Below are 22,426 nucleotides of genomic sequence, written 5' to 3'. Positions count from 1 at the left end.
AGGTCAAGCCCCACGCTGAAGGCATGACGAAGAACGCGAACACCACGACCCACAAGGCTCCCTGGTCCGGGCTGGTTCCGGTGGAGGACACGGCGCTCGCCGTCACCGACACCGGCGGCCCCGGGCAGCCCGTGCTCTACCTCAACGGCTCCTACGCCACCCAGCGGAACTGGCGGCACGTCATCGCCGAACTCGGCGACGGCTACCGGCACATCACCTTCGACGAACGGGCTCGCGGCCGCTCCAAGCAGTCGGCCGACTACTCCTTCGCCGCCTGCCTGCGCGACATCGACGCCGTGCTGGACGCCACCGGGGTGCAGCGGCCGCTGCTGGTCGGCTGGTCCTACGGCGCGGCCCTGGCCCTGCACTGGAGCACCCGCAACCCGGACCGGACGGTCGGCGCGGTGATGGTCGACGGCGGCTACCCCTGGGACTACCTGGCCACCGTCGAAGGCGGCCGGGAGGCCGGACGCGAACAGATCCGCGCCATGTTCCGGAAGTTCGGCTGGATCATGCCGCTGGTCCGGCCGCTGGGCATGGCCGCGCGGATGTCCGCCGAGGAACACGCCGAAATCAACATCGAACTGAACGAGATCGTCGCCGACAGCGACCCGGCCTTCGACCTGGTGACCTTCCCCATGCGGTTCCTGGTCGCCACCGGCGCCAGCCTCGGCGGCACCGAGGAGGGCCTGACCGCGATGCGCGCCACCCTCGACCCGATCCTCGCCCGCAACCCGCACGTGCAGGTCAGCGCCACCGTCCCGAGCAAGCACACCACCATCGTGCGCAAGGACCACCGGGCCGTCGCAGCCGCCGTGCGCGAGGTTGGACAGGACGCCTCGCAGTGAGGTTCTCTGACGGGATGACAGGCAGAATGACAGACGGGATCACCATCGGACAGGCCGCCGCGTTCGCCGGCATCACCGTGAAGACCATCCGGGTCTACCACCGCAACGGCCTGGTCGAGGAACCCCGCCGCGACAGCTCCGGCTACCGCCGCTACGGCACCGCCGAACTGCTGCGCCTGGTCCAGGTCCGCATCCTGGCCGGGGCAGGCGTCCCGCTGGCCGGGATCGGCCCCATCCTGGACGCCGAAGGAGAGGACTTCACGACCGCGCTCGACCAGGTCGAGGACGACCTCACCCGCCGGATCGAGGAACTGACCGCCCGCCGCGACACGCTGCGCCGACTCGCCACCGGCGACCGGGTGCTGCTGCCCGATCGGGCCTGCGCCATCCTCGACCGGATGCCCGGACTGGGCTTCTCCACCGAGGACATGGCCATCGCCCGGGAGGGACTGATCCTGGTCCGGGCCCTGGTGCCCGAGGGATTCGACGACTACCTCGCGCAGATCGAGCACGGCCTCGACGACCCCCGGCACGTCGCCCTGATCAAACTCACCTGGAGCGCCGGGAATTGGGCCGCCGACGACCCCCGGATCGAGGAACTCGCCGAGGAGATGGCCCAGCACTTCCTCGCCGACCCCTCCCTGCTGCCCACCCTGACCGGCCTCCAGGACAAGGACGACGCCACCACCCGCCACGACCTGCTCACCCACCACGGCGAGGACACCCGGCCTGGGTGGAGCCGGCTCACCGAGCTGATCCAGCAGAAGCTGCACACGACCGGGGCCGAACTGCCCTGACGGGTGGCGGAGGCAGGCGTCGTCGAACTTCTTGAGACCACGCACCGCGTCATCCTCGCCCGCATGGACATCAGCCTCGAAGTATCGGCCCCGGTCCTGGACGAAAGCGCGGGCACAGGCTCGGGCTGGCTCGCGGCACGAGGTGCTCCGGTCGGGGGAGGGCTCCGCCGGTCGGGGACAATCGGGGCCGTGTTTGACTCACCGAATTTCGCCGAGGTTTCCGCTGCCCGACTGACCGAGTCCGCGTGGCAACGGCTGCGTGCGGAGGCGGCCGTCCTGGAGTATTCCTGGGCCGAGTCGTACCGGCAGCTGGTCGAGGCTGCCTGGGCGGAGCCGGTGTTGCGTGCGCTGTATCCCTTCACCAGCCACTGGGGGCTGCGTTTCTCCACTGCTACCGGGCCGTTGATGGTGGCGGTCGGGCCCGTTCTGTCGGCGAACGGGGACGGTGAATTCGGGGTGGGCACCGGGATTCTCGCCACCTCGAACCTTGGGCGGTTCGCCACCGCGGGCGAGGCGGTCGCGTGGGCCGTTCGTGAACTGCCGCCCGGCGTCGGCCCCGTGCGGCTCGGCGGTCCGGTGCGGCCCGGCGGCGAATGGTAGCCTGCCGCGCGTGTTCGAATACCACGGCTGGGTGACCGTCCGGGAGCGCGCCGACGCGGAGGACGACGAGGACTTCGCGGTGGAACAGGCGCGCCTGTGGCGGCTGGTGGAGGGCATCGAGGAACGGGCCCGGGAGTTCGCCGGGCACGGGCTGGTCGATGTGCGGTGGATCAATGGCGAACCGTTCCTGCATCTCGGTGGCTTCAGCAACCACACGTACCCGGGGATCCTGGCGTTCTTCCGCGAGGTCGGAGTCCGCGCGCCCGGCTCCTACGGGCTGCTGTACGTCCACGACGAGGAGGACCGGGTGCACGCGGACGGGTTCGTGGTGCACCGGATGGTCCGGGGGCAGGTGAGCGTGCACGAGGACGCCCACCTGTCGCCGTGCATTCCGGTGCTGGAGGACCCCTGGCTTTCCTGACGCGGTGTCAGGGGCGGCGGGCGAGGAAGACGAACTCGCGGCCCGGGCGGTCGGGGGCGTCGCGGACCTCCCGGAGCTCGAAGCCCGACGCCTGCAGGTCGGCCGCCACCTCGGCGCGCTCGCGGAAGCGCAGCGTGGAGTCGGAGGTGAGGTGCCTGCCGTCCGAGCGGAAGACGTAGTGCGAACGGAAGGCCACCAGCGGCCCGTTGACGTCCAGCAGGTCCAACCAGGTCTCCACCGGGCCGATCTCCGGCAGGTCGGTGACCTGGTGGGTGGCCTCCCTGGTCCAGTGCTCCCAGGCGCGACGGGCGGGGTCGCGGGTCTCGAACACCAGGTGGCCGCCCGGCCGGAGCGCCGCGTGGACGCCCCGCAGGGTGCCGAGCCAGCCGGCGGGGTCGGTGATCGCCTGGGCGACGTTGGCCGTCATGGTGGCCAGATCGACGTGAAGCGGCGGCAGCGTCGTTCCGTCGCCGCAGATCCAGCGGACGCCGTCGCCGCCCGGCTTGGATCGGGCCACCTCGATGGACGCGGCTGCCGGGTCCGCCCCCGTCACCTCGATGCCGCGGGCGGCCAGCAGCAGGGCGAACACGCCGGTGCCGCAGCCGAGATCGAGGACGCTGTGTGCGGCGAGTTCGGTGGCCAGGCCGAGGTAGGGGAGCAGGTCGGAGCGGTCCGGATCCAGCGCGTCGTAGAGCGCGGCCAGGCGGGGGTCGGTGAAGCACTCGTCTGCCATGCGGGCGAGGGTATGCCGGGCGGAGGGGCGGGCACCTGCGATTTTCGGCGGGCGGTGGAAAACCCGTTGCCGCCCGGGCGGGGTGTTGCGTACGGTGCCCGGGTGAACACCGGAACGGCCATGGGCCACACACGGATCGGTGACCCGGTGGGCGGCTGAGGCCGCCCCGGGTGCCCTCGGGGTGCCCGCCGGTCAGGGGACCGCCCGGTCCTGGGGGCAGTGCCACCCAGACCGAGCAGACGAGCAGACCGGGCAGGCCGACAGGGCCTGCGCCAACTCCCCGAAACCGGAACGAGGTTCACCCAAAGCCATGCCTGCTGCCTTCAATCACACCATCATCGCGTCCGTCGATCGCGAGGTGGCCGCACGCTTCTACCGCGAGCTGCTGGAGGCCGAACAGGCCCCGTCCTGGGGGCCGTTCACCAACCTGACGCTCGCCGACGGCGTGCTGCTCCAGTTCGCCGAGCCGCCGGTGGAGATCCAGCGCCAGCACTACGCCTTCCTGGTCGACGACGAGCACTTCGACCGGGCCTACGCGCTGCTGTGCGAGCGCGAGATCCCGCACTGGGCCGACCCGCAGATGCAGCGCCCCGGCGAGACCAACACCGAGCACGGCGGGCGCGGCGTCTACCTGCTCGACCCGGCGGGCCACGGCCTGGAGTTGATCACCCGCCCGTACCTGTAGGGCCGGTAGCCGGTCAACGGTGCGGGTGCGAGGATGAGCTGATGAACGATCAGGATCTGCGTGCGGCCCTCGCGGAGCTGCGGCTCACCCTCGCCCCGCACCTGGACGCCGACTGGAGCGTTCCGGCGGGCGGGCTGGAGTGGTCGTGCCAGGAGACGCTGGCGCACATCGGCCACGATCTGCTCGCCTACGCCGGCCAGTTGGCGGCCCGGCCCGCCGACCGCTACCTGCCCTTCGACCTGACGGTCCGTCCGGGCACCGACCCCGCCACCACGCTGCAGATCGCTCTGGCCTGCGGCGAGTTGCTCGCCCTCGCGCTGGCCGCCACCGATGCGGACCTGCGGGCCTGGCACTGGGGCCCGGCCGATCGGACCGGCTTCGCCGCGATGGGCGTCGCCGAGATCCTGCTGCACACCCACGACATCGCCACCGGCCTCGGCCTCGACCGCACCCCGCCGCCCGGGCTCTGTGCCGCGGTGCTGGCCCGGCTGTTCCCGGACGCGCCGACCGGTGACCCGGTGCGGGTGCTGCTGTGGTGCACCGGGCGCGGTCAACTGCCGGGCCTGGCGCGGCGCGAGTCCTGGGGCTGGCGGGCGGCGCTGTCGTCCTGACCGGTGGGTCAGGACGGCATCGGGACCATCCGGTGCAGGCCCTTGCGGTCGTAGTAGAAGGTCATCGCGAAGCCGAAGACCAGGGCCACCACGAAACCCACCGCGATCATCACCCAGCCGCGGGTCAGCCCCGCGTCGGCCTGCGCGTCGAAGTAGAGGATCGCCCGCACCCCGCCCGCGACCTGGCGCATCGGCTCGAACGCGCCGAGGAACCGGTAGAAGGACGGCGTGGCCTGGAGCGGGACCGTCGCGCCCGAGGACGGCAGCGCGAGCGCGATGAAGACGAACATCGCCACCAGCTGGCCGAGCGAGCCGAACGCCGCGTTGATCGCCTGCACGCCCAGACCCACCGCCACGCAGGCGCAGAACGAGAACAGCCACAGCAGCGGCAGGTGCGGGGCGTCCATGCCGAGGATGCCGATCGTCGCCAGCATGATCATCGTGGTGGTGACGACGGACAGCTCCGCCGTCATCACCATCTTCACCACCAGCGTCTGGGTCCGGTTGATCGGGACCGTCGGCCGGCGCCAATGCCAGGGCCCGATCTCGCTGTCCGCGTAACCGAGCGAGGTGTCCACCCCGTTGTGCACCAGGTTGGCGCTCAGGAAGCCCGCCAGCACCAGCAGCAGCGTGTAGTAGAAGGCACTCAGACCGAGCCCCGTGTGCCGACCGATCGGATGCCCCGGCTGCACCTGGACGTCCGCCGGGTCGGCCAGCAGCAGCCGCGCCGTCGCCGTGGCGTTCGGCACGGCCGCCGTCAGCCGAGTGCCGAGGGTCTGCGAGGAGCGGTGCGCCGACTGCTGGGTGATCTGGCTCGCCAGCGAGGACGCCAGCGAACCGGCGCCCGGATTGGTCAGCGTGAGCAGCACCGGACGCTTCGAGGCCTGATCCGCCGTCAAGGCGGCCACCGTGCGGGAGAAGTCCTCCGGCACCACCAGCGCCCCGTACACCCGGCCCGAGGCCAGCAGCTCCTGGGCCCGCGCGCGCGACACCCGCTGCCACTGCACCTGCCCCGGCGGCGTCCCCGCCGCCACCGCGTCCGTCAACTCCGCTCCCAGCGGCGCGGATTGACCCGGCAGCGGCGGACCGGCGTCCGAGTCCACCAGGGCGATCGGCATCCGATGCAGATGCTCCGACGGGGTCAGGATGCCGCCCATGTACAGCAGCGACAGCACCAGCGCGACCAGCGCGCTGAGCACCCCCGGGACCAGCCACATCCGCCACCGGCGCAGCACCCGCCCCGCGCGGACCTGCGGGGCGGGCTCCTGCGGGGGAACTTCGGTCGCCATGCCACTCCACCCAGTCGACGCCGGCTGCCGTCCCCCGGCGGGAACGCCCACGACGATAGGGTCCGGCCCCGGCCGGGGCGGCCGCGACACCGGCCGCGCTCACTCCAACGGGCCAGCCTGGGTTGCGCGGTGCGTTCGCTAGGGTGGGGCCATGGACGAGCAGGATTTCTTGGACGAGCAGGTGGCGGCGCCGTTCGGGAACTTCCCCGAGGTGCGGCGCGCGCTGGACGCCGTCGCCGAGCTGGCCGGGCCGGTGGCGGCAGCGCTGAAGCACTGGGACGCCGAACTCGCGGGCGCCGTGCGGTACGTGGACACCGACCCGGAACTCGCCGACACCGCCGTGTTCTGCGCCGCGTACGACGTGCCCGCCGAGGCGTCCGCGAACTGCGTGGTGGTGGCCGCCAAGCGCGGCGGCGAGACCACGCTGGCGGCAGGGGTGGTGCTGGCCACCACCCGGCTGGACGTCAACAAGGCGGTGCGCGGTCATCTCGGCGCGCGAAAGGCCTCGTTCGCGCCGATGGACACCGCCGTCGGCGAGAGCGGCATGGAGTACGGCGGCATCACCCCCGTCGGCCTGCCCGCGCACTGGCCGCTGCTGATCGACGCCGCCGTCGCGGCCACCCCGTGGGTGCTGATCGGCAGCGGACGGCGGCGCGGCAAGCTGATCCTGCCCGGTGCGGCACTGGCCGCGCTGCCCGGGGCGCAGGTGCTGGACGGGCTGGCGGGCTGAACCTCTCGGGCCGTGGGAACACCGGACGGGCGGCGGAGGTTGGAGGGGATGGTCCCGCCGGGCGGTGCCCGGGCGGACGGGCCACGCACCGCACCAGGGGTGCGGACGTCCCACACGAGGAGTGAGAACGAGATGACCACGGACCGGGCTGTCCTGGCCGGCGGCTGCTTCTGGGGAATGCAGGAGCTGATCCGCAAACTCCCCGGCGTCCAGTCGACCCGCACCGGCTACACCGGCGGAGAGAACGCGCACGCCACCTACCGCAACCACCCCGGCCACGCCGAGGCGCTGGAGATCGTCTACGACCCGGCGCGGATCAGCTACCGCACGCTGCTGGAGTACTTCTTCCAGATCCACGACCCGAGCACCGTGGACCGGCAGGGCAACGACATCGGCAGCAGCTACCGCTCCGCGATCTTCTACGGCGACGAGAAGCAGCGGGCCACCGCGCTCGACACCATCGCCGACGTCGACGCGAGCGGCCTGTGGCCCGGGAAGGTGGTCACCGAGGTGACGCCGCTGGGCGACTTCTGGGAGGCCGAGCCCGAGCACCAGGACTACCTCCAGCACTACCCCAACGGCTACACCTGCCACTACCCGCGGCCGGGGTGGAGGCTACCGGTACGCGACGGCGCCGGCGCGGGCGCCTGACGGCGGGTCGGTGGCCGGGGTGGGGGCTGCTGCGGATAGGGGATGGCGCCTGACGGCGGGTCGGAGCGGGCGGTGATGGTCGGTGGCCGGGGTGGAGGCTGCCGGTACGCGACGGCGCCGGCGCGGGCGCCTGACGGCGGGTCGGAGGGGGCGGTGATGGCCGTCGGGTGGGGAGCGGGTCGGTGGCCGGGGTGGGGGCTGCTGCGGATAGGCGATGGCGCCTGACGGCGGGTCGGAGCGGGCGGTGATGGTCGGCGGCTGGGGTGGGGGCTGCTGCCGGTACGCGACGACGCGGGCGCCTGACGGCGGGTCGGAGGGGGCGGTGATGGTCGTCGGGCCGGGAGCGGGTCGGTGGTGGTGGTTCCTGAGGTCCGGGTGGAAGCTGCCTGGACGCGACGGCGTGTGGCGGGGGGCGGTTGGTGGCCGTCGGGCGGGGGCTGGGGGAGGCGGTGATGGCCGTCGGGCTGGGTGGGTGGGGCCGGGGTGGTGTCAGGTTTCGGCGTGGGTGCGCAGGAGGGTGTCCAGGGAGTCGATGATCCAGTCCCAGGACGCCTGTGGGTCGACCGGGGTGTGGGCGAAGCCTCCGGCGGTCTCCAGTTCGATGTAGCCGTGGAAGGCGCCGCCGAGGAGGCGTACCGCGTGGGTCTGGGCAGGTTCCGGCAGGTGGTAGCCGCGCAGGATTGCCCTGGTCAGTTGGGCGTGCCGGGGGGCAGCGCTGGCCGCCGCGGTCTCGGGGTCCAGTCGGAGTCGGGTGGCCTGGTAGCGGCCCGGGTGTTCGGTGGCGTAGCCGCGGTAGGCCTCGGCGAAGGCGGCCAGCGCGTCGCGGCCCGCCCGTCCGGCGATCGCGTCGGCGGCGCGGTCGGCGAGTTCGGTCAGGGCGAGCAGGGCGATCCGCACTTTCAGGTCGTGCGAGCTCTTCACGTGCGAGTACAGGCTGGCCACTTTGACGTCGAAGCGTCGCGCCAGCTCCGTCACCGTGACCTGTTCGAAGCCCACCTCGTCGGCCAGTTCCGCGCCCGCCTTGGTGAGGACTTCCGCGGACAGTCCCGCACGTGCCACCTGGACCCGCCTCCTGCTGTTCGATCATCCAGCTACCTAAGCAGCTTAGGCGAAATGGCGTTGTGTCTCGTGAGCGGACCGACCGGCCCCGTGATCGGCGCCGGGCGCCAGGTGGGTGGATAACGAGTTGACCGACTTTGCGGGATCCGGCCCCCGGGCCGACGGGCCGTCACCATAATCCTGGCTGTGACGGAGTTCATCGAGCTGGGTCTTCAGGACGGTACGTCGGTCAGGTTGCGGGTGTTCCCCGTGGACGCCGAGCGGGAGCGGCCTCCGGGTGCGCGGAGGCCGCCGGACCTGGCGGGCGGGGAGGCGGTGTCCTCCGGGGCGGGGCGGCGGACCGCCGCGCTCGCGCAGGACGCGCTGCGGACGGCGCTGCGACCGCTGGTGCCGCTGCTGCAGGAGGTGCACGACACGGTGACGGCCGTGCCCTCGCGCCCGCAGGAGGTGGCGGTGGAGTTCGGCGTGCAGTTCGGCGCCGACCTGAAGCTCGGCATTGTCGGCGGTACGGCCGAGGCCAGCCTGACCATCTCCGCGACCTGGAAGCTCCCCACGGCCGATCCCGCCCAGGCGCTACCGGCGCAGCCCGGAGCCGCGCAGGTCGGCGGGAACTGAGCACAGTGCGCAAGTGGTTCAGCAGCGGCCGCGCCGCCGAGGCCGACCTGCTGGCCTCGCACGTCTCGGTGCTCACCGAGGCCGGCGACCAGTCCGGTGCGGGCCTGTACCTGCGGGACGGGCTGGTGCTGACCTGCGCGCACGTCGTCAACGACGCGCTGGGGCGCGGCCAGTTCCAGCAGGACCACCCGGGTGCCGGGTCGGTGCGGATCGAGCTGGGCCGACGGGAGTTCGAGGCGCGCTGCCGCCAGTGGATCCCGCCGCGCGACGCGGACGGTGCGCAGGTGTCGCCGTGGGCCGAGTCCTGGGAGGGCGACCTCGCGCTGCTGGAGATCCTCGGGCCCGAGCCGCCCGGCACCGTCCAGCAGTACTGGCAGCAGCCGGGCCGGGACCAGCAGGTCCGGGCCTGGTTCAGCGCGGAGTCCGGCGCGAGCTTCGTGGACAGCACGATCTCGTCGGTGGAGCCGTCCGTCGCCTACCTCGACCGGTGGGGCACCGGGCCGCGAATCGGTCCGGGCTACAGCGGCGGCCCGCTCTGGTCGGGCGGTACGGAGGCGGTCGTCGGACTGATCCTCGGGCGGCTGCGGGGCGACGGCTTCATCAACCGGGCGTTCACCATCCCCTGGCGCACCATTCACCGCGAACTGGCCGACCGGCTCGGCGAGGCCGCGGCGGACAAGCTCCTGCCCGCACCGGCCGGAGGCACGCGGCCCGCGCACGGCCGGCCGTCGGACCCGAGCGCCCGCCGGACGGCGCAGCGCACCCTGAAGACCCTGATCAGCGGGCACCTGAAGGACAGCGTGCGGGCTCAGCACGCCAGGGCGGTGGCCGACGCGTGCGGGCTGACCGTCCTGGAGGGCGCCGGAGCCGCGCCGGATCCGGACGAGTTCGCCGAGGTGCTGCTCCACACGCCCCGCGGCCTGGCCGCGTTCGTCGAGTCGCTGCGTGACTCGCAGGACGCGACGGCCGACCTGCTGCTCGCCAAGATGCCCCTCCTCGGGGTGAGCGCGCTGCTCTCGCCCGAGGAGTACGCGTGGCTGTTCCAGCAGATCGGCGAGCCCGTCGCGGGTCTCCCGATCGGCCTGGCCGGCGTGGAGCCGCTGGCGGGGGTCCCGCTGCCGGAGGACCTCCGGCTGCCCCTCGAAGCGAACACCGAGGCGCTCGAACGGGAACGGTTGCCGAGGCTGATCGCGCACCTGGAGGGCCTGTACCGGCACTCCTCCCGGCTGGTTCCGCAACTGCTCCGGTTCACCGAGTACCGGGCTGCCCAACTCGCCGCCGACCGCCCGGAGGCGGCGGAGGAACTCAGGGACTGGGGCAGCCGCGTCCTGCGCCGCCTGGGCATCCCCGAGGCGGCGCTGCACGAGCACCGCGCCCTCGCCGAGCAGTGGGCCGAGCGGCGGGCCGAACAGTGGAGCGCGGGGCGGGTGGCCGTCAGCCTGAGCCTGTACGAGCGGCCCAACAACGGGGCGCCGGGCCGCTACCTGTGCCACGTGTGGGCGGCGGAGCCCGACGGGAGCCTGCGGCTGGCCACGGACGTCGCCCCGGAGCCCATGCCGCCCGACGCGATCGCCCGGCGGATCCGCTCGATCGCCGCCGTCCGGGGCACCGACGCGGTGATCGAATTCTTCCTCGACGACCACGAGCTGGCACTGCCCGTCGACACCTGGGACGGGGCCGACCCGGCAAGCACCGCCGGCCTGACCTCGGAGCCGCTCGGCCTGCGCCGCCGGGTGCTGGTCCGGCTCGGCCGCACCCTGAGCGGCGTCGATCTGGCCGAACGCACCGGCTCGCTGGCCAACCGCTGGGAGTACCGCGAGACGCCGCCCGCCCTCCACCTCGACGAGACCTGCACGGCCGACCACCAGGTCCAGTCCGTGCTCTTCCGCGACCTGACGGCCGCCCGCGTCCTGGTCCGCACGCCCGGCGCCGCCGTCCGGCAGCGCCACGCGGCGCTCTGCCTGCACGCCGGTATCCCGACGGTCCTGTGGGACCGGGCCGACCCCGAGGCGCTGCCCGCCGACCACTACGACCCGCTCGACCCCGACGGGCCGCACGACACGCTCGCCGAACGGGTCCGCCAGTACCGCGCGCTCGTACGCGGCGACGACACCGCGTACCCCCTGCGGCCGGTCCTCGCGCAGGAACGCCCCGACTGGCCCGCACCGATCGTGCCCGAACTCTTCGACCCCGAGGAGGAACCGGCCTGATGACGACCGACGATGCCGCGCCGGCGGCAGCGACCACGGACCGGCGCACGCCGGGCGGACGAGGGAGAACGGCTCGATGAGCTCGACGAGTGAGGACACCGGCCGGACCTCCTGGGGCCTGTTCCGGGGCGACGGCGTCAGCCGGCCCGTCGCCCGGATGCCCGAGGCCCCGCCCTGGCGGCGCTTCGGGGCCGCGACCGCCACCGACGGCCCGCCGGTCCACCCCTACCGGCTCGGCCCCGCCGAGGCCGACATCGTCAACGCGGCCCTGCACCTGCGCCGCCCGCTGCTGGTCACCGGCAAGCCGGGCACCGGGAAGTCCTCGCTGGCGTACGCGCTCGCCCACGAACTGGGGCTGGGCGAGGTCCTGCACTGGCCGATCAACTCGCGCTCCACCCTGCAGGCCGCGCTGTACCGCTACGACGCGATCGGGCGGCTGCGGGAGAGCGCCCGCCCGGCCGCCGAGGGCGCCGGGGCCGACGCCGACCCGGGCGAGTTCGTCCACCTCGGCCCGGTCGGCACCGCGCTGGTGCCCGGCGAGCTGCCGCGGGTGCTGCTGGTCGACGAACTCGACAAGGGCGACATCGACCTGCCCAACGACCTGCTCACCGTCTTCGAGAACGGCTTCTTCGACATCCCCGAACTCGCCCGCAGCCGCGAGGACGCCGCCAACGGCACGGCCGGCGCCGAGGTGACCGTCCGGACCGCCGACCCGGACGGCCCGCCCGCCCTGGTCCGCGCCGGACGGATCACCTGCACCGAGTTCCCCGTCGTGGTGATCACCAGCAACGGCGAGCGCGAGTTCCCGCCGGCCTTCCTGCGCCGCTGCCTCCGCCTCGACCTGCCCGAACCCGACCGCGACCGGCTCCTCGACATCATCGGCACCCACCTCGGCAGCGAGGCACTGGGCAGCGCCGAGGCCCTGCTCGACGACTTCCTGGCCCGCCGCGCCGAGGGCGAACTCGCCACCGACCAACTGCTCAACGCGGTCTTCCTGCGCCACGGCGGGGCCCCCGCCGACCGCGACCACGTGCACCGCGCGGTCCTGCGCAGCCTCGGCGAGGGCAGCTGACCCGATGACCGGGGGCGGAGGCGGGGACCGGGACACGGCACGGCGGGCGCTCGACGCGATTGCCGCGGCCGGCTTCACGCTGGACACGGACACCCTGCTCGACGTGCTCTGGCTCGCCGACCGCCTCCCCGCGCCCACCCGAACCGAACCCGACTCCCAGCCGCCGGCGCCCCCGGCCCCGCACCCCCTGCCCGCCGACCCCGCGCCGGTGCTCCCGCCCGCCGGACCCGCACCCGACGGCCCCGCGCAGCCCGACCGTCCGGCGCCCGGACCCGCCGCACCCGCCCCCGACCGCACCACCTCGCGCCGCACCCCGCACGGCCCGCCGACCGCCATGCCGCTGCACGCCGCCCGGCAGCCCACCGCGCCCGCATGCACCGCGCCCGGCGGCAGCCAGGCGATCCGCGTCCCCGAGCCGAAGGAACTCGACCAGGAACGCCTGCTCGCCCGCAGCCTGCGCCCGCTGCGCCTGCACCGGCCCAGCCGGCACGAACTGCGCCTCGACGAGACCGCCTCGGCCGAAGCGGTCGCCGAGACCCGGCTGCCCACCGTGGTGCTGCGCCCCGAGCGGGAACGCCGGCTGCGGTGCGTGCTGGTGGTCGACGACGGGGTGTCGATGCTGCTGTGGCGCCGCCTGGCCACCGAACTCACCGACCTGTTCCAGCACACCGGCGCGTTCCGGCAGGTGAAGGTGCTCGGGCTGCGCTCGCGCGGGCCAGGCCCGGTCGCGCTGCGGCCCAGACCGTTCACCTCCGCCCCCGGCACCGTCCCGCCCCGCGCGGTCACCGACCCCACCGGGCAGACCCTGATGGTGGTGGTCAGCGACGGCGCCGGGCTGGCCTGGCGCGACGGCCGGATGCAGCGCGTCCTGGACGACTGGGGCCGGGCCGGGCCGCTGGCCGTGGTCCATACGCTGCCCCGCCGGCTGTGGGCCGGCACCGGGCTGGCGGCCCGCCACCACACCGTCCGGGTCGAACGGCAGGGCTCACCCAACTCCGCCTGGCGGGTGCGCGACCCGCTGCTTCCGCAGGCCACCGACCGCCGGCCCGGCGACCGGGTGCCCGTGCCCGTCCTGGAGCTCACCCCCGCCGCGCTGTCCGACTGGGCCCGGCTCGCCGCCGGCACCCGCGCCGAGCAGGAGATCCCGCTCTGGCAGCCGCGCGACCCCAACGCCGCGCCCGGGCCCCGCACGAGGCGGCCGGCCGACCCGCTGGCCCGGTTCCGGCGCTTCACCGCCGCCGCCTCGCCCGCCGCGCACCGGCTCGCCGCGCACGTCGCCGGGCTCGCCCCGGTCAGCGTCCCCGTGATGCGACTGGTGCAGTCCGCCCTCGACCCGGCGGGCCGGGCCGGCACCCTGCCACTCGCCGAGGTCTTCCTCGGCGGCCTGCTCCGCCCGGTCGCCGCGCCGGGCCCGAACGGCGCCGAACTCCCGCCCAACCAGCGGATGTTCGACCTGGCGGAGGAAGTCAAACAGGAACTCTTCGAGGCCGTCCCCGCCGTCGGCCTGCTGACCGTCGCCCGCGACGTCTCGCACCGGGTCGCCGCCCTCCTCGGGCGCTCGCCGGACTTCCCCGCCTGGCTCGCCGACACCCGCCTCCCCAGCGACGTCGCCCCGGCCGGCGTCCCGTTCGCCCGGATCGGGCCCAGCCTGCTGCGCCACCTCGGGGTCACCCTGGAACCCGCCGGGCCGGCTGCCCCGGCCGGCCTTGACCGTGCAATGCAGCAGGCGGACGTCCGGCCCGCCGCCGGCCGGACCTCGCTGCCCGACGACGCTGACGCCTGGGAGGCGGCCGTCCCGGAGTCGCGCAGCGGAGTCGCCTTCGCCGGGTCGGGCGCCGGACGGTACATCCTGACGTACGGCGCGCACGGCCTGACGGCGTGGCAGTCCGGTACCGGGCGGACGGTGCTGATGCCGAGCGGCAGCCGCGGGATCACCCAGGTCGCCACCGCGATGCTGGACGGCCAGCCGTGGGCGCTGGTCGGCATGGCGGACGGATCCATCGGGATGTGGGACGTCGCCGAGGGACGGCTGCGGTCCACGCTGACCGGCCACACCGGCCCGGTGACCCACCTGGTGCCGACCGAGCTCGACGGCCGGCCGCACCTCGTCACGGCCGGCGCGGACGACATCCTCCGGGTCTGGGACCTCAGCACCGGGACGCTGCGCCACCGGACCGGAACGGGACGGGCGGTGACCCGGCTGACCACCGTCACCGCCTTCGACGACGTCCACTCGGTCACGGTCGAGGCGGGCGGCAGGTCGACGGTGCGGAGCCTGCGCAGCCTCGACCCGGTCGGCACGCTCGCCCACCGAGCCGCGGCGACCGACCTCACCGTGGCCGAATGGAACGATCTGCCGGTCGCGGTCACCGGCCACGACGACGGCAGCGTGGTGGCCAGGGACCTGCCACGCGGGGGCACCCCGGTGGTCCTGACCGGGCACAGCGGGCCGGTGCTCAAGGTGTTCGCCGGATCGGACCGCGAGGACCCGACCGTGGTCACCCTCGGCTCGGACGGGACGATCCGGCACTGGAGCCTCGCCATGGGCCTGGAGTTCCGGGTCCGGAGCGGAATCCCCATGCCGATCACGGACGCCGTCCTCGCCGAGCCCTACGCCGTGACCGTCCGCCCCGACGGGGCCGCCGAGGTCTGGGACCTGCTCAGCCTCGGCAATCCGCCCGTCACCGTCGAGCCGCCGCCGGGCGGCTCCGTGCATGCCGTGCCCGACGCCGGCACTCCGTGCGTGGTGACCGTCGATGCCGACGGCCGCCCCTCGCTGCGCACCGCCATCGACATCCTGCGGCCCGTCCCTTCGGTCGGCGTCGGCGAGCCGCTGACCCGCGAGCCCGCCGGGCCGGGCCCGGCCGCAGCGCCGCCGGCCCGGGTGCCCGCCGGGCCGCCGCACACCTTCGAGGTGCCCGAGGAGGTGCGAGTGGCCGGCCACCGGTACCGGACCGTCCGGCAGCTGGGCGGGCCGTGGATCGGCCGAAACCCGGCCACGGGCGATTGGGTGCTGATCAAGGCACGGCCGTGGCCCGTCGGCCGACCCGAGCCGCAGGAGAGCCAGGAGCCGTCCGCCGACAGCGAGCACCTGCTGCCGCTGCTCGCGGCGGGCGTGTCCGCGGGCCTCGGCTGCGTGGTCTCCGCCTGGGGCGAGGGCAGCCCGCTGGTCGAACTCCTCGACCGGCCGGACTCGCCCGTCCCGATCGCCGACGCACTGCGCTGGCTCACCGACCTCGCCGGCGCCCTGGACGCCCTCCACCGTCGGGGCCTGCACCACGGCAGCGTCTCCCCGCACGAGGTGCTGATCGGCCCCGACGGCGCCGCGCTGCTCGCCGCGCCCGGACCGGCCGACCCCGGCGGCGCGCCGCTCGCCCACGCCCTCCCGTACGCGGCGCCGGAGGTCCGGGCCGGCTCCACCGGACGGCAGGCCGACGACCTGTACTCGCTGGGCGTCCTGGCCGTGTCGCTGTTCACCGGCCTGGCGCGGCCGCTCCCGGACGAGGTCCTGGCGAGGCACTACATGCGGGCCGACGCCGTCTCACTGCTGCCCCTGGCCGTGCCGCTCGACCTGCGCCGGCTGGTCGGTGAACTGCTCGCCGACGACCGGGAGTCACGGCCCGCCGAGACCTGGCGGGTCGCCGCCCGCCTGCGCGAGCAGTACCTGGAGCTGACCCGCGTCCCCGACCCCGCCGCCACCCCGCTCGTCCTCGCGCACTGCGAGCCCACCGACGAGTGGGTGGACCGCATCCGGGAGTGCTTCGGCGAACTCCCGGTGCACGTCCACCGCTTCGACTCCACCGAAGGACGCTCCGAACTCCTCGCCGAGGCCGGCCGGGGCAGCAACGTCGTCCTGCTGCTCTCCCGAACCGCGATCACCTGGACCGACCGCCACCCCGCCTGGATGCCCCTGCTCGTCGCGGTCGCGGCCACCCGCCTGGTTGTCGTCGAGACCGACGGCCGGGCGACCGCGCAGGCGCTGCGCGGGGCCCCGGTGGTCTCGACGGAGGGCCTGAGCCCGGCGTCCGTCCGCGCCCTGCTGCGCCGCGCGGTGGCCGACCTCAGCCTTCCCCGCTGACCACGAGGCACCGGACGTCGGCCCGACGGCGGCGCAGTGGACCTGGCGGCTGCGCGAGAGTCTGGCAGGATTCGTGGCCGATGCGGGGCGGTCGAGATGCGGGAGGGTGCGGGGATGAGCGAGGTCGCCGAGGCGGAGGTGGACGCGTTCGACGCGCTGGAGCGCCGGATCTGGGCCAGGAGCACCACCGCCTACGCCGCGAGCGTCGCCCGGCTGTGCGCCCACCCCGTGCCCGCACTGCTCGACGCCGCCGAGGTCCGGCCCGGCAGCACGGTGCTGGACGTCGGCACCGGGACGGGCACCGCCGCGGTGGCGGCCTGCGCCCGCGGAGCCCGCGTCACCGCCGTGGACGCCGAACCGGGCATGCTGGCCGAAGCCGGGCGGGCCGCGCCCGAGGCCGAACTGCGCGTCGCGACCCTCCCCGAACTCCCGTTCGCGGACGGCGCGTTCGATGCCGTGGTCGGCAACTGCCGCACGCGGCCTTGCTGGTGTCGGGGCGGCGTTAGCCCGGGCGGTTCGGACGGCCGCCTCGCGGGTGCCCAGCAGTTCTCCCAGGTGGGCCTCGGCCCAGGCAAGGGCGGTGGCCAGCAGACCGAGGAGGCTGCGGCCGAGCGGCGTCAGCTCGTGCTCGACGCGGCGGGCTGGGCCGGTGTGGACGGTGCCGAGGACAAAACCGTCGCGCACCAGGGCTCGGAGCGACGCGGTGAGCACCGCCACAACCACCGGCCACTACGCCGTCGCGACCGGCGACTTCGCCGCCCGTGTCACCCACGGCGACGTCGCCCGTGCCCTGCTCGACGAGATCGAGACCCCGCGCCACCACCGAACCCACCTCGGTGTTGCCGGGGCCTGATCACCTTCAGTGCACCGCTATCTACACCTTTCTCTCTTCGTTGGTCGTGGTGTTGGGCGGTCAGGAGAAAGGACTACTTCTGTCGCGCCACCAACTTCGCCACAAGGTCCGTCGCCCTCGCATAGCGCGCCGGCTCACCCGGCTGAGCCTGCCCCGACGGCCCTGCGCTCTCACTGTGGGCGACGAGCCTGAAGATCAATGCCCGAATCAGCATCTGCTGCCACTCCGGGTGGTCCTCACCGGCCTTGAGCAGGCTGGACGGAGGATCGAACCAGAGCAGGCCGTCCGCCACCACGACGGCCTCGGCGAAGATCGGCGGCCGCCAGTACGGCGAGAAGTCGATCACGACAGGGGGTTCATCGGCGGCGAAGAGCACGTTGCCGGTCAGATCGCCGTGCACGAGCTGAGCTGCGTCCTGCTCCACCGGGCGCCTCAGCTCCAGCAGATTCGCAAACGGCGCGGCGAGATCCTCGATCACGGTCACCTCCTGCTCGCCCCAGGCGACCCGATCGCCCACAGCCCATGGATCGGTCCGCCGATCCAGGAAGCTGGGCCGGGGCAGATGCCGCAGAGCAGCGTGGAAGGCGCGGCCGGCACCGAGAACGCCAGCCCAGTGCCCCCGCGGACCGTGCTCACCGCTGAGGAACTCGCTGGCACTCCAGCCGTCCACAACGCTCCGCCCGTCAGCGGACCGCAGCGGGAACGGGACACGGAAACCGTCGGCAGGCGCGAGGTTCTCGGACAAGGACGCAGCCCACTCGACGAAGTCATCGGCTCCGTCAGCAGGCTTGTAGACGAAGCCGCCGACAAGAACGCTGCGTCCCTGCCCCCCGGCCAGTGGGACGGGGTCGCCTTCCACACCGAAGGCATCGAGGACGGAACGGGGTGGCACAGAGGAGCTCGGCAGGTCGGTCACGCTGAGGATCATGCCTACACCAGCCTGGCCGGCGCACCCGCTTTTACGGCCTACCCAAGGCAAGAGTCGGCGGCCACTCTTCTGGGTGAAGTCAGAGAAGCACCTCGATGGACACCTGGGTGCCGAGTTCGCTGAAGCCGAGCCGGGCCGCGACCCGGCGGGAGGCCGGGACGCGGGCCCGCCACTGGGGGAGAAGACCGGCGGCGAGGGCGTGGCGGGCGGCGGCAGCGGCGGTGTGGCCGGCGAGGCCGTGGCCGCGGTGGGCGGGGTCGGTGAGCACGCCGAGGTGGGCAATGTCGAACGGCCAGGTGCGGTAGCCGCAGGCGGCGATCGCGCGGTCGCCGAGGAGCACGGTGAACACGGGGGAGGTGAGGTCCTCGAGGCCCGATTCGTTGGCGTCCGCCTGTCCGGAGCGGTGCTCCAGGTCACGCAACCGGCTGTCGGTGGGCGGGAGTTGGCGCACTGTGAGGGTGCTGGGTGGCGGTGGGAGGAGCCCGTTCGGGGCGAGGTGGGCGAGCGCTGCCGGGCCCAGCACCTTACCGGTCGGCAGGAGTTGGCGCAGCTGCTCGGCGTCCCCGGCCACCTCCGCCGGACGCTCCCGCAACGCCGCTCGCACCAGCCGCGCCCGCCGCTCGTCCGGCGCCGTCGCGAGCACCGCACCGCCGAGCGCCACCAGCCCGACCCACCCCGGCGGGCACAGGCCGGAGCGCGGCTCGACCACGACGGTGGCCCCGCCGGGCGGCGGGAAGGTGGCCGGTACCCCGGCCAGTCCTTCCCAGCGACGCCAAACGGCTTGCAGCAGCGAAGAGTTCGTCATGGCCGCATCCTGCCCGGCCTGCGCCATGCCCGGCAGCCCGGTCGGCTGATCCGTGTCGGTAGCGTGACATCGTTCGTGGTCCGACGAGTGGGGGTGTCGCGGTGGCCGCAGAGGTCGTCGTCAGGACGGGGCTCCGGTACGGGGTCAGTGGAAGCTCATGGACGTCCACCGGCCTGCGGATGCGTCGGAGTTGTTGCCCGCAGTGCTGCTCCGGTACGGCCGGGGCCCCAACGAGCGGGACGTCCTCGCGCCCGTCGCGCGCGTTGCGGCGGAGCGTCGCGTCGTCGTCCTGGTGCCGGACTGGTACCCCGACGCGCCGGACGGCGGGCGAACGCACCTGAGGGAGTCGGCCGCCTTCGCACGGCAGAGCGCGGCCGACTCCGGCGGGGACCCGAGCGGATCGTGCTCGGGTCCCCTGAGGGAGTCGGCCGCCTTCGCACGGCAGAGCGCGGCCGACTCCGGCGGGGACCCGAGCGGATCGTGCTCGGCGGTTGGTCGCCGGGTGGCAAAGGGGCGCTGGTGTGGCGCTGAATCCCGCCGCATTCGGCAGTTGGCGGCCGCAGGCCGTCGTGGGCATCGCCGGCGCGTACGGATCGGCGGCACCGAGCACCGGCACCGTCCCGATCGACGACCCGGCGCCGCCGATACCGGTGTGGCTGGGCGCTCACGCGAGCTGCGCACGGCTCTCGCGGAACGAGGCCGGCCGGTGTCGCTCGACGAGGTCGCGACCGACCACGCCGGCGTCGTCATGACCGAGTTCGTCCCCGAGCGCGACCGCTGCCTGCGCAGCACCGCCGACCACGCCGTCCGGGCGGGCTCGCGGACCGCTGACGTCCTGGCCCGCGCGGCTGGAATCACTGGGCGGTACTCCGGCCGCTGATGGCGATCTCGCCGGTCGGCCGTGCCGCCGCTGCGCACGCCGCGCACACCGCTCGACGGGGTGGCGAGGGCATGCGGTGGGGGTTCAGTGGCCGCCGCGGGGGCGTTCGCAGCCGCCTTCGAGGTAGGCGCCGTGGACTTCGATGCGGGCGGGGGCGGAGAGGTTGCCGGTGAGACAGCCGCCGGAGCCGGGGACGGGGAGGGTGAAGTGGATGCCGTCGCCGTAGGGGGTGAGGGTGGCTTCGGGGTAGTCGAGGCCGGCCAGCAGGGTGCGGGCCTGGGTCTCGTCGGTGGGGGTGGTCCTGGTGGCGGCCGCGGTGATGCGGGCCGCGTGGGCCTCGCCCTGGCAGCGCTGATTGTCCGTCAGGGTCGCGGTCTGCAAGTAGGCGTGGTTCTCGGCGTACTTGGAGTTCTCCGGGTCCGACCCGGACGGGGCGGACGGCGGGGAGGGCTGCGCGGTGGACCTGCCCGCACAGAGTTTCGCCACGTCGGGGAACTTCCGGCCCACTTCGGCGAGTTGGCGCTGCCAGCGTTCCTGCGCCTCCTGCTGGGCCTTGCTGATGCTCGCCGACGACCGAGGCTTGGGCGCCGCTGCCGGGCCGGAGTCGGTCACGTGCCTGCTGCCGCAGCCGGTCAGTGCCCCGGTGGTGGCGCAGGCGACGGCGGCGAGGACCAGGACAGGACGTTTCACGGCGAGCACTCCAAAGGACGGCGGTGGGCCCCGGGCGGCCCGTCCCCTCGGCAGGGAGTCCTCCGCGCGCGATGGACCGTTCGACAGCGTACTCGTACTCAGTTCGGGGCCCGAAATTCGGTGGAGCGGCCGGAGCGGGGCTGTCACGATCGTCGGATGGATGCATGGGACGGCGCGGCGGCAGGAGCCGCGGGCATGACGGACGACGACCACCTGCGACACCGTTCGTCGTTCGGCGCCGCCGCCGGCGCGTATGCCGCACACCGTCCGGACTACGCGCCCGCCGCCGTCCGGTGGGCGCTCCAGCCGGCGCCCGGGCGGCGGGTGTTGGACCTCGGGGCCGGGACGGGCAAGCTCACCGGGTGCCTGCTTGCGGCGGGCGTCGAGGTGGTCGCCGTCGAACCCGACCCCGCGATGCTGGCCGAGCTGCGCCGGGAGCTGCCGCAGGTGCGGGCGCTGACGGGCTGTGCGGAGTCGATTCCGTTGCCGGACGGGTCGGTTGACGCGGTGCTGTCCGGCAACGCGATGCACTGGTTCGAGATGGACGCCGCCGGCACCGAGATCGCCCGGGTGCTGGCCCCCGGTGGGGTGCTGGCCGGGCTGTGGAACCTGTTCGACGACAGTGTCGCGTGGGTCGCCGGGCTTGCCGAGGTCGGGGGGAGTGCGGCGATCGGGCCGCGCGACGTCCCCGCGAGCTGGCGCACCGGGACGGCCCGGATGCACCTGCCTCCGGCCGGCGGGCCCGCCCGGTTCGGGGCCGCCGAGCAGGCCGAGTTCCCGCACGGGCAGCGCCGGACGGCCGAGTCGCTGGTGGCGACGCTCGGCACCAAGGCCGGGGTGCTGGTGATGCCGGAGCACGAACGGGAGTCGCTGCTGGCCCGGGCCCGCGACTTCCTGGCGGGCCGGCCGGAGACGGCCGGCGGCGAGTTCGTCCTGCCGATGCTGACCGGGGTGCTGCGGGCCCGCCGGCTGTGAGGCATTGTCAGTGCCGGTCCGGCCGGCCGTCGTGGAGGGGGATCGCGTAGACCGGTTCCGGGCCGAAACCAGTGAAGCCGGACTCGCGCAGGATCGGGCCGGAGGTGGTCGGGTTCGCCTTGACCAGCGCCATCGTCGCGCCGTGCGCCGCACCGTAGTTCAGCCGGGCGTCCAGCACCGCCCGGTACACCCCGCGTCCCCGCCAGGACGGGGCCGTCACTCCGCCCGTGAGCCGGGCCACGCCGTCCACGATCGCGACGCCGCCGGTGCCGACGGGCTCGCCGTCCACGTAGGCGACGAGCAGGCCGCCGAGGCCGGACGGGACGGTCTCCGTGTTCTTTGCCGCGACCGCCTCGATCCGTTCGGCGGGCGGGAGTTCGCCGCGGAAAGCGGCCGCCTCGATGGCGAGCCCGTCCCGGGCCGTCGCCACGTCCGTGGCCCAGCGCAGCTCGACGTCCACCGTCGGCGGCCGGAGCACGGGCGCGCCGTTGCTCAGGTCGGCGGCCAGGATCTCCAGTTCGAGCTTCACCCGCCCACCGCGCGCGGACAGTTCGGCCTCCAGGCCCTCCGGGGCGCCGAGCAGCACCTGCCAGTCCAGCACCGGCGGCCCGAAAGCGCGGGCCCGCGCCACCACCGCGTCAACGGCCTCGTTCAGCGGGCGAGTTGGCGTGAAGGAGACCACCGAGAGGTCGAAGGCGATGTAGTCGGGCAGGCGGAGGATCGTGAACTCCGGCTCCGCGACGACCTCGGCGTCGTCCGGCATCCACACCCAGGCCGCACCCGCGGCGGCAACGGCAGAAACTGTCAGGCTCATGCGGGGCAGCGTAGGCGGGTGGGTGGCGGTGACCCTGGCGCTGTTACGTGATCACGACGTGCTGGTGACGCGGCTGGTGCGC

At 74.1% G+C, this 22,426-nt stretch carries 21 protein-coding genes and 2 pseudogenes; 15 read left to right on the top strand and 8 right to left on the bottom strand.

Annotated elements, in window-relative coordinates; genetic code table 11:
* Positions 1 to 23 precede the first annotated feature (23 nt).
* The 4 genes from ACFV18_RS02855 (at position 24) to ACFV18_RS02840 (ending at position 2,666) form a co-directional block, all read left to right on the top strand.
* The gene (locus ACFV18_RS02855; protein WP_380478524.1) at positions 24 to 848 is read left to right on the top strand and encodes an alpha/beta fold hydrolase; all 825 of its coding nucleotides are present in this window, start codon (positions 24 to 26) and stop codon (positions 846 to 848) included.
* A 26-nt stretch (positions 849 to 874) separates the two neighbouring features.
* Positions 875 to 1,645: a MerR family transcriptional regulator gene (locus ACFV18_RS02850; protein ID WP_380478523.1), complete on the top strand. Its 771-nt coding sequence runs from the start codon at positions 875 to 877 to the stop codon at positions 1,643 to 1,645.
* Between the two features lie 63 nt (positions 1,646 to 1,708).
* Positions 1,709 to 2,245 carry a DUF6193 family natural product biosynthesis protein gene (locus tag ACFV18_RS02845; protein ID WP_380478521.1) on the top strand — a complete coding sequence of 179 codons (537 nt, stop codon included), beginning with the start codon at positions 1,709 to 1,711 and terminating at the stop codon, positions 2,243 to 2,245.
* Positions 2,246 to 2,255: 10 nt separating this feature from the next.
* On the top strand, positions 2,256 to 2,666 hold the full coding sequence (locus ACFV18_RS02840) for an Imm7 family immunity protein (RefSeq protein WP_380478519.1): 411 nt from the start codon (positions 2,256 to 2,258) through the stop codon (positions 2,664 to 2,666).
* A 7-nt stretch (positions 2,667 to 2,673) separates the two neighbouring features.
* On the opposite strand, the gene ACFV18_RS02835 is transcribed toward ACFV18_RS02840, so the two are convergent.
* The gene (locus ACFV18_RS02835) at positions 2,674 to 3,399 is read right to left on the bottom strand and encodes a class I SAM-dependent methyltransferase (RefSeq protein ID WP_380478517.1); all 726 of its coding nucleotides are present in this window, start codon (positions 3,397 to 3,399) and stop codon (positions 2,674 to 2,676) included.
* Between the two features lie 310 nt (positions 3,400 to 3,709).
* Between ACFV18_RS02835 and ACFV18_RS02830 the strand changes: the two genes are divergently transcribed.
* The gene (locus tag ACFV18_RS02830; protein ID WP_380478515.1) at positions 3,710 to 4,084 is read left to right on the top strand and encodes a VOC family protein; all 375 of its coding nucleotides are present in this window, start codon (positions 3,710 to 3,712) and stop codon (positions 4,082 to 4,084) included.
* 41 nt (positions 4,085 to 4,125) lie between these two features.
* Positions 4,126 to 4,695 (top strand): maleylpyruvate isomerase N-terminal domain-containing protein, encoded by a 570-nt coding sequence (locus ACFV18_RS02825; protein ID WP_380478513.1) that lies wholly within the window; start codon positions 4,126 to 4,128, stop codon positions 4,693 to 4,695.
* 8 nt (positions 4,696 to 4,703) lie between these two features.
* Here the strand turns inward: ACFV18_RS02825 and ACFV18_RS02820 are convergent, their stop codons facing one another.
* Positions 4,704 to 5,984, bottom strand: a complete 1,281-nt coding sequence (locus tag ACFV18_RS02820; RefSeq protein WP_380478511.1) for a YhgE/Pip domain-containing protein — start codon at positions 5,982 to 5,984, stop codon at positions 4,704 to 4,706.
* Between the two features lie 151 nt (positions 5,985 to 6,135).
* Here ACFV18_RS02820 and ACFV18_RS02815 point away from each other — a divergent pair, with 151 nt between their 5' ends.
* Positions 6,136 to 6,714, top strand: a complete 579-nt coding sequence (locus ACFV18_RS02815; RefSeq protein WP_380478509.1) for a YbaK/EbsC family protein — start codon at positions 6,136 to 6,138, stop codon at positions 6,712 to 6,714.
* 132 nt (positions 6,715 to 6,846) lie between these two features.
* Positions 6,847 to 7,365 carry a peptide-methionine (S)-S-oxide reductase MsrA gene (gene msrA, locus ACFV18_RS02810; protein ID WP_380478507.1) on the top strand — a complete coding sequence of 173 codons (519 nt, stop codon included), beginning with the start codon at positions 6,847 to 6,849 and terminating at the stop codon, positions 7,363 to 7,365.
* Between the two features lie 489 nt (positions 7,366 to 7,854).
* Here msrA and ACFV18_RS02805 read toward each other — a convergent pair whose 3' ends face one another.
* Complete coding sequence (locus ACFV18_RS02805; RefSeq protein ID WP_380478505.1) at positions 7,855 to 8,424, bottom strand: TetR/AcrR family transcriptional regulator; 570 nt, start codon at positions 8,422 to 8,424, stop codon at positions 7,855 to 7,857.
* A gap of 186 nt (positions 8,425 to 8,610) precedes the next feature.
* Here ACFV18_RS02805 and ACFV18_RS02800 point away from each other — a divergent pair, with 186 nt between their 5' ends.
* The 5 genes and pseudogenes from ACFV18_RS02800 to ACFV18_RS02780 form a co-directional block, all read left to right on the top strand.
* Positions 8,611 to 9,039 (top strand): CU044_2847 family protein, encoded by a 429-nt coding sequence (locus ACFV18_RS02800; protein ID WP_380478503.1) that lies wholly within the window; start codon positions 8,611 to 8,613, stop codon positions 9,037 to 9,039.
* Positions 9,040 to 9,044: 5 nt separating this feature from the next.
* Positions 9,045 to 11,249 carry a trypsin-like peptidase domain-containing protein gene (locus ACFV18_RS02795; RefSeq protein WP_380478501.1) on the top strand — a complete coding sequence of 735 codons (2,205 nt, stop codon included), beginning with the start codon at positions 9,045 to 9,047 and terminating at the stop codon, positions 11,247 to 11,249.
* Positions 11,250 to 11,325: 76 nt separating this feature from the next.
* Complete coding sequence (locus ACFV18_RS02790) at positions 11,326 to 12,321, top strand: AAA family ATPase (RefSeq protein ID WP_380478499.1); 996 nt, start codon at positions 11,326 to 11,328, stop codon at positions 12,319 to 12,321.
* A gap of 4 nt (positions 12,322 to 12,325) precedes the next feature.
* Entirely contained in the window at positions 12,326 to 16,399 is a 4,074-nt protein-coding gene (locus tag ACFV18_RS02785) for an SAV_2336 N-terminal domain-related protein (protein WP_380478498.1), read from the top strand.
* Between the two features lie 114 nt (positions 16,400 to 16,513).
* Positions 16,514 to 16,867, top strand: a pseudogene (locus tag ACFV18_RS02780) (class I SAM-dependent methyltransferase); the annotation flags it as partial.
* Positions 16,868 to 17,011: 144 nt separating this feature from the next.
* Here ACFV18_RS02780 and ACFV18_RS02775 read toward each other — a convergent pair.
* From ACFV18_RS02775 to ACFV18_RS02765, 3 genes and pseudogenes are all read right to left on the bottom strand, one after another.
* A pseudogene (locus ACFV18_RS02775) lies at positions 17,012 to 17,083 on the bottom strand (transcriptional regulator); the annotation flags it as partial.
* A gap of 242 nt (positions 17,084 to 17,325) precedes the next feature.
* Positions 17,326 to 18,168 carry an aminoglycoside phosphotransferase gene (locus ACFV18_RS02770; RefSeq protein ID WP_380478496.1) on the bottom strand — a complete coding sequence of 281 codons (843 nt, stop codon included), beginning with the start codon at positions 18,166 to 18,168 and terminating at the stop codon, positions 17,326 to 17,328.
* Positions 18,169 to 18,259: 91 nt separating this feature from the next.
* Entirely contained in the window at positions 18,260 to 18,985 is a 726-nt protein-coding gene (locus ACFV18_RS02765; RefSeq protein WP_380478494.1) for a GNAT family N-acetyltransferase, read from the bottom strand.
* Between the two features lie 706 nt (positions 18,986 to 19,691).
* Between ACFV18_RS02765 and ACFV18_RS02760 the strand changes: the two genes are divergently transcribed.
* Complete coding sequence (locus ACFV18_RS02760; RefSeq protein ID WP_380478492.1) at positions 19,692 to 19,865, top strand: hypothetical protein; 174 nt, start codon at positions 19,692 to 19,694, stop codon at positions 19,863 to 19,865.
* 84 nt (positions 19,866 to 19,949) lie between these two features.
* Here the strand turns inward: ACFV18_RS02760 and ACFV18_RS02755 are convergent, their stop codons facing one another.
* Positions 19,950 to 20,555, bottom strand: coding sequence for a hypothetical protein (locus ACFV18_RS02755; protein WP_380478490.1), 606 nt, complete (start codon positions 20,553 to 20,555; stop codon positions 19,950 to 19,952).
* A 195-nt stretch (positions 20,556 to 20,750) separates the two neighbouring features.
* On the opposite strand from ACFV18_RS02755, the gene ACFV18_RS02750 reads away from it, so the two are divergent.
* Positions 20,751 to 21,530 (top strand): class I SAM-dependent methyltransferase, encoded by a 780-nt coding sequence (locus tag ACFV18_RS02750; protein ID WP_380478488.1) that lies wholly within the window; start codon positions 20,751 to 20,753, stop codon positions 21,528 to 21,530.
* A 7-nt stretch (positions 21,531 to 21,537) separates the two neighbouring features.
* Here the strand turns inward: ACFV18_RS02750 and ACFV18_RS02745 are convergent, their stop codons facing one another.
* Entirely contained in the window at positions 21,538 to 22,344 is an 807-nt protein-coding gene (locus tag ACFV18_RS02745) for a GNAT family N-acetyltransferase (RefSeq protein WP_380478486.1), read from the bottom strand.
* Between the last annotated feature and the right edge of the window lie 82 nt (positions 22,345 to 22,426).

This window comes from Kitasatospora sp. NPDC059673, from assembly GCF_042734215.1.
GTDB lineage: Bacteria > Actinomycetota > Actinomycetes > Streptomycetales > Streptomycetaceae > Kitasatospora.
Note: the sequence above shows the minus strand (reverse complement) of the source record. Positions and strands in the feature narration are given on the sequence as shown.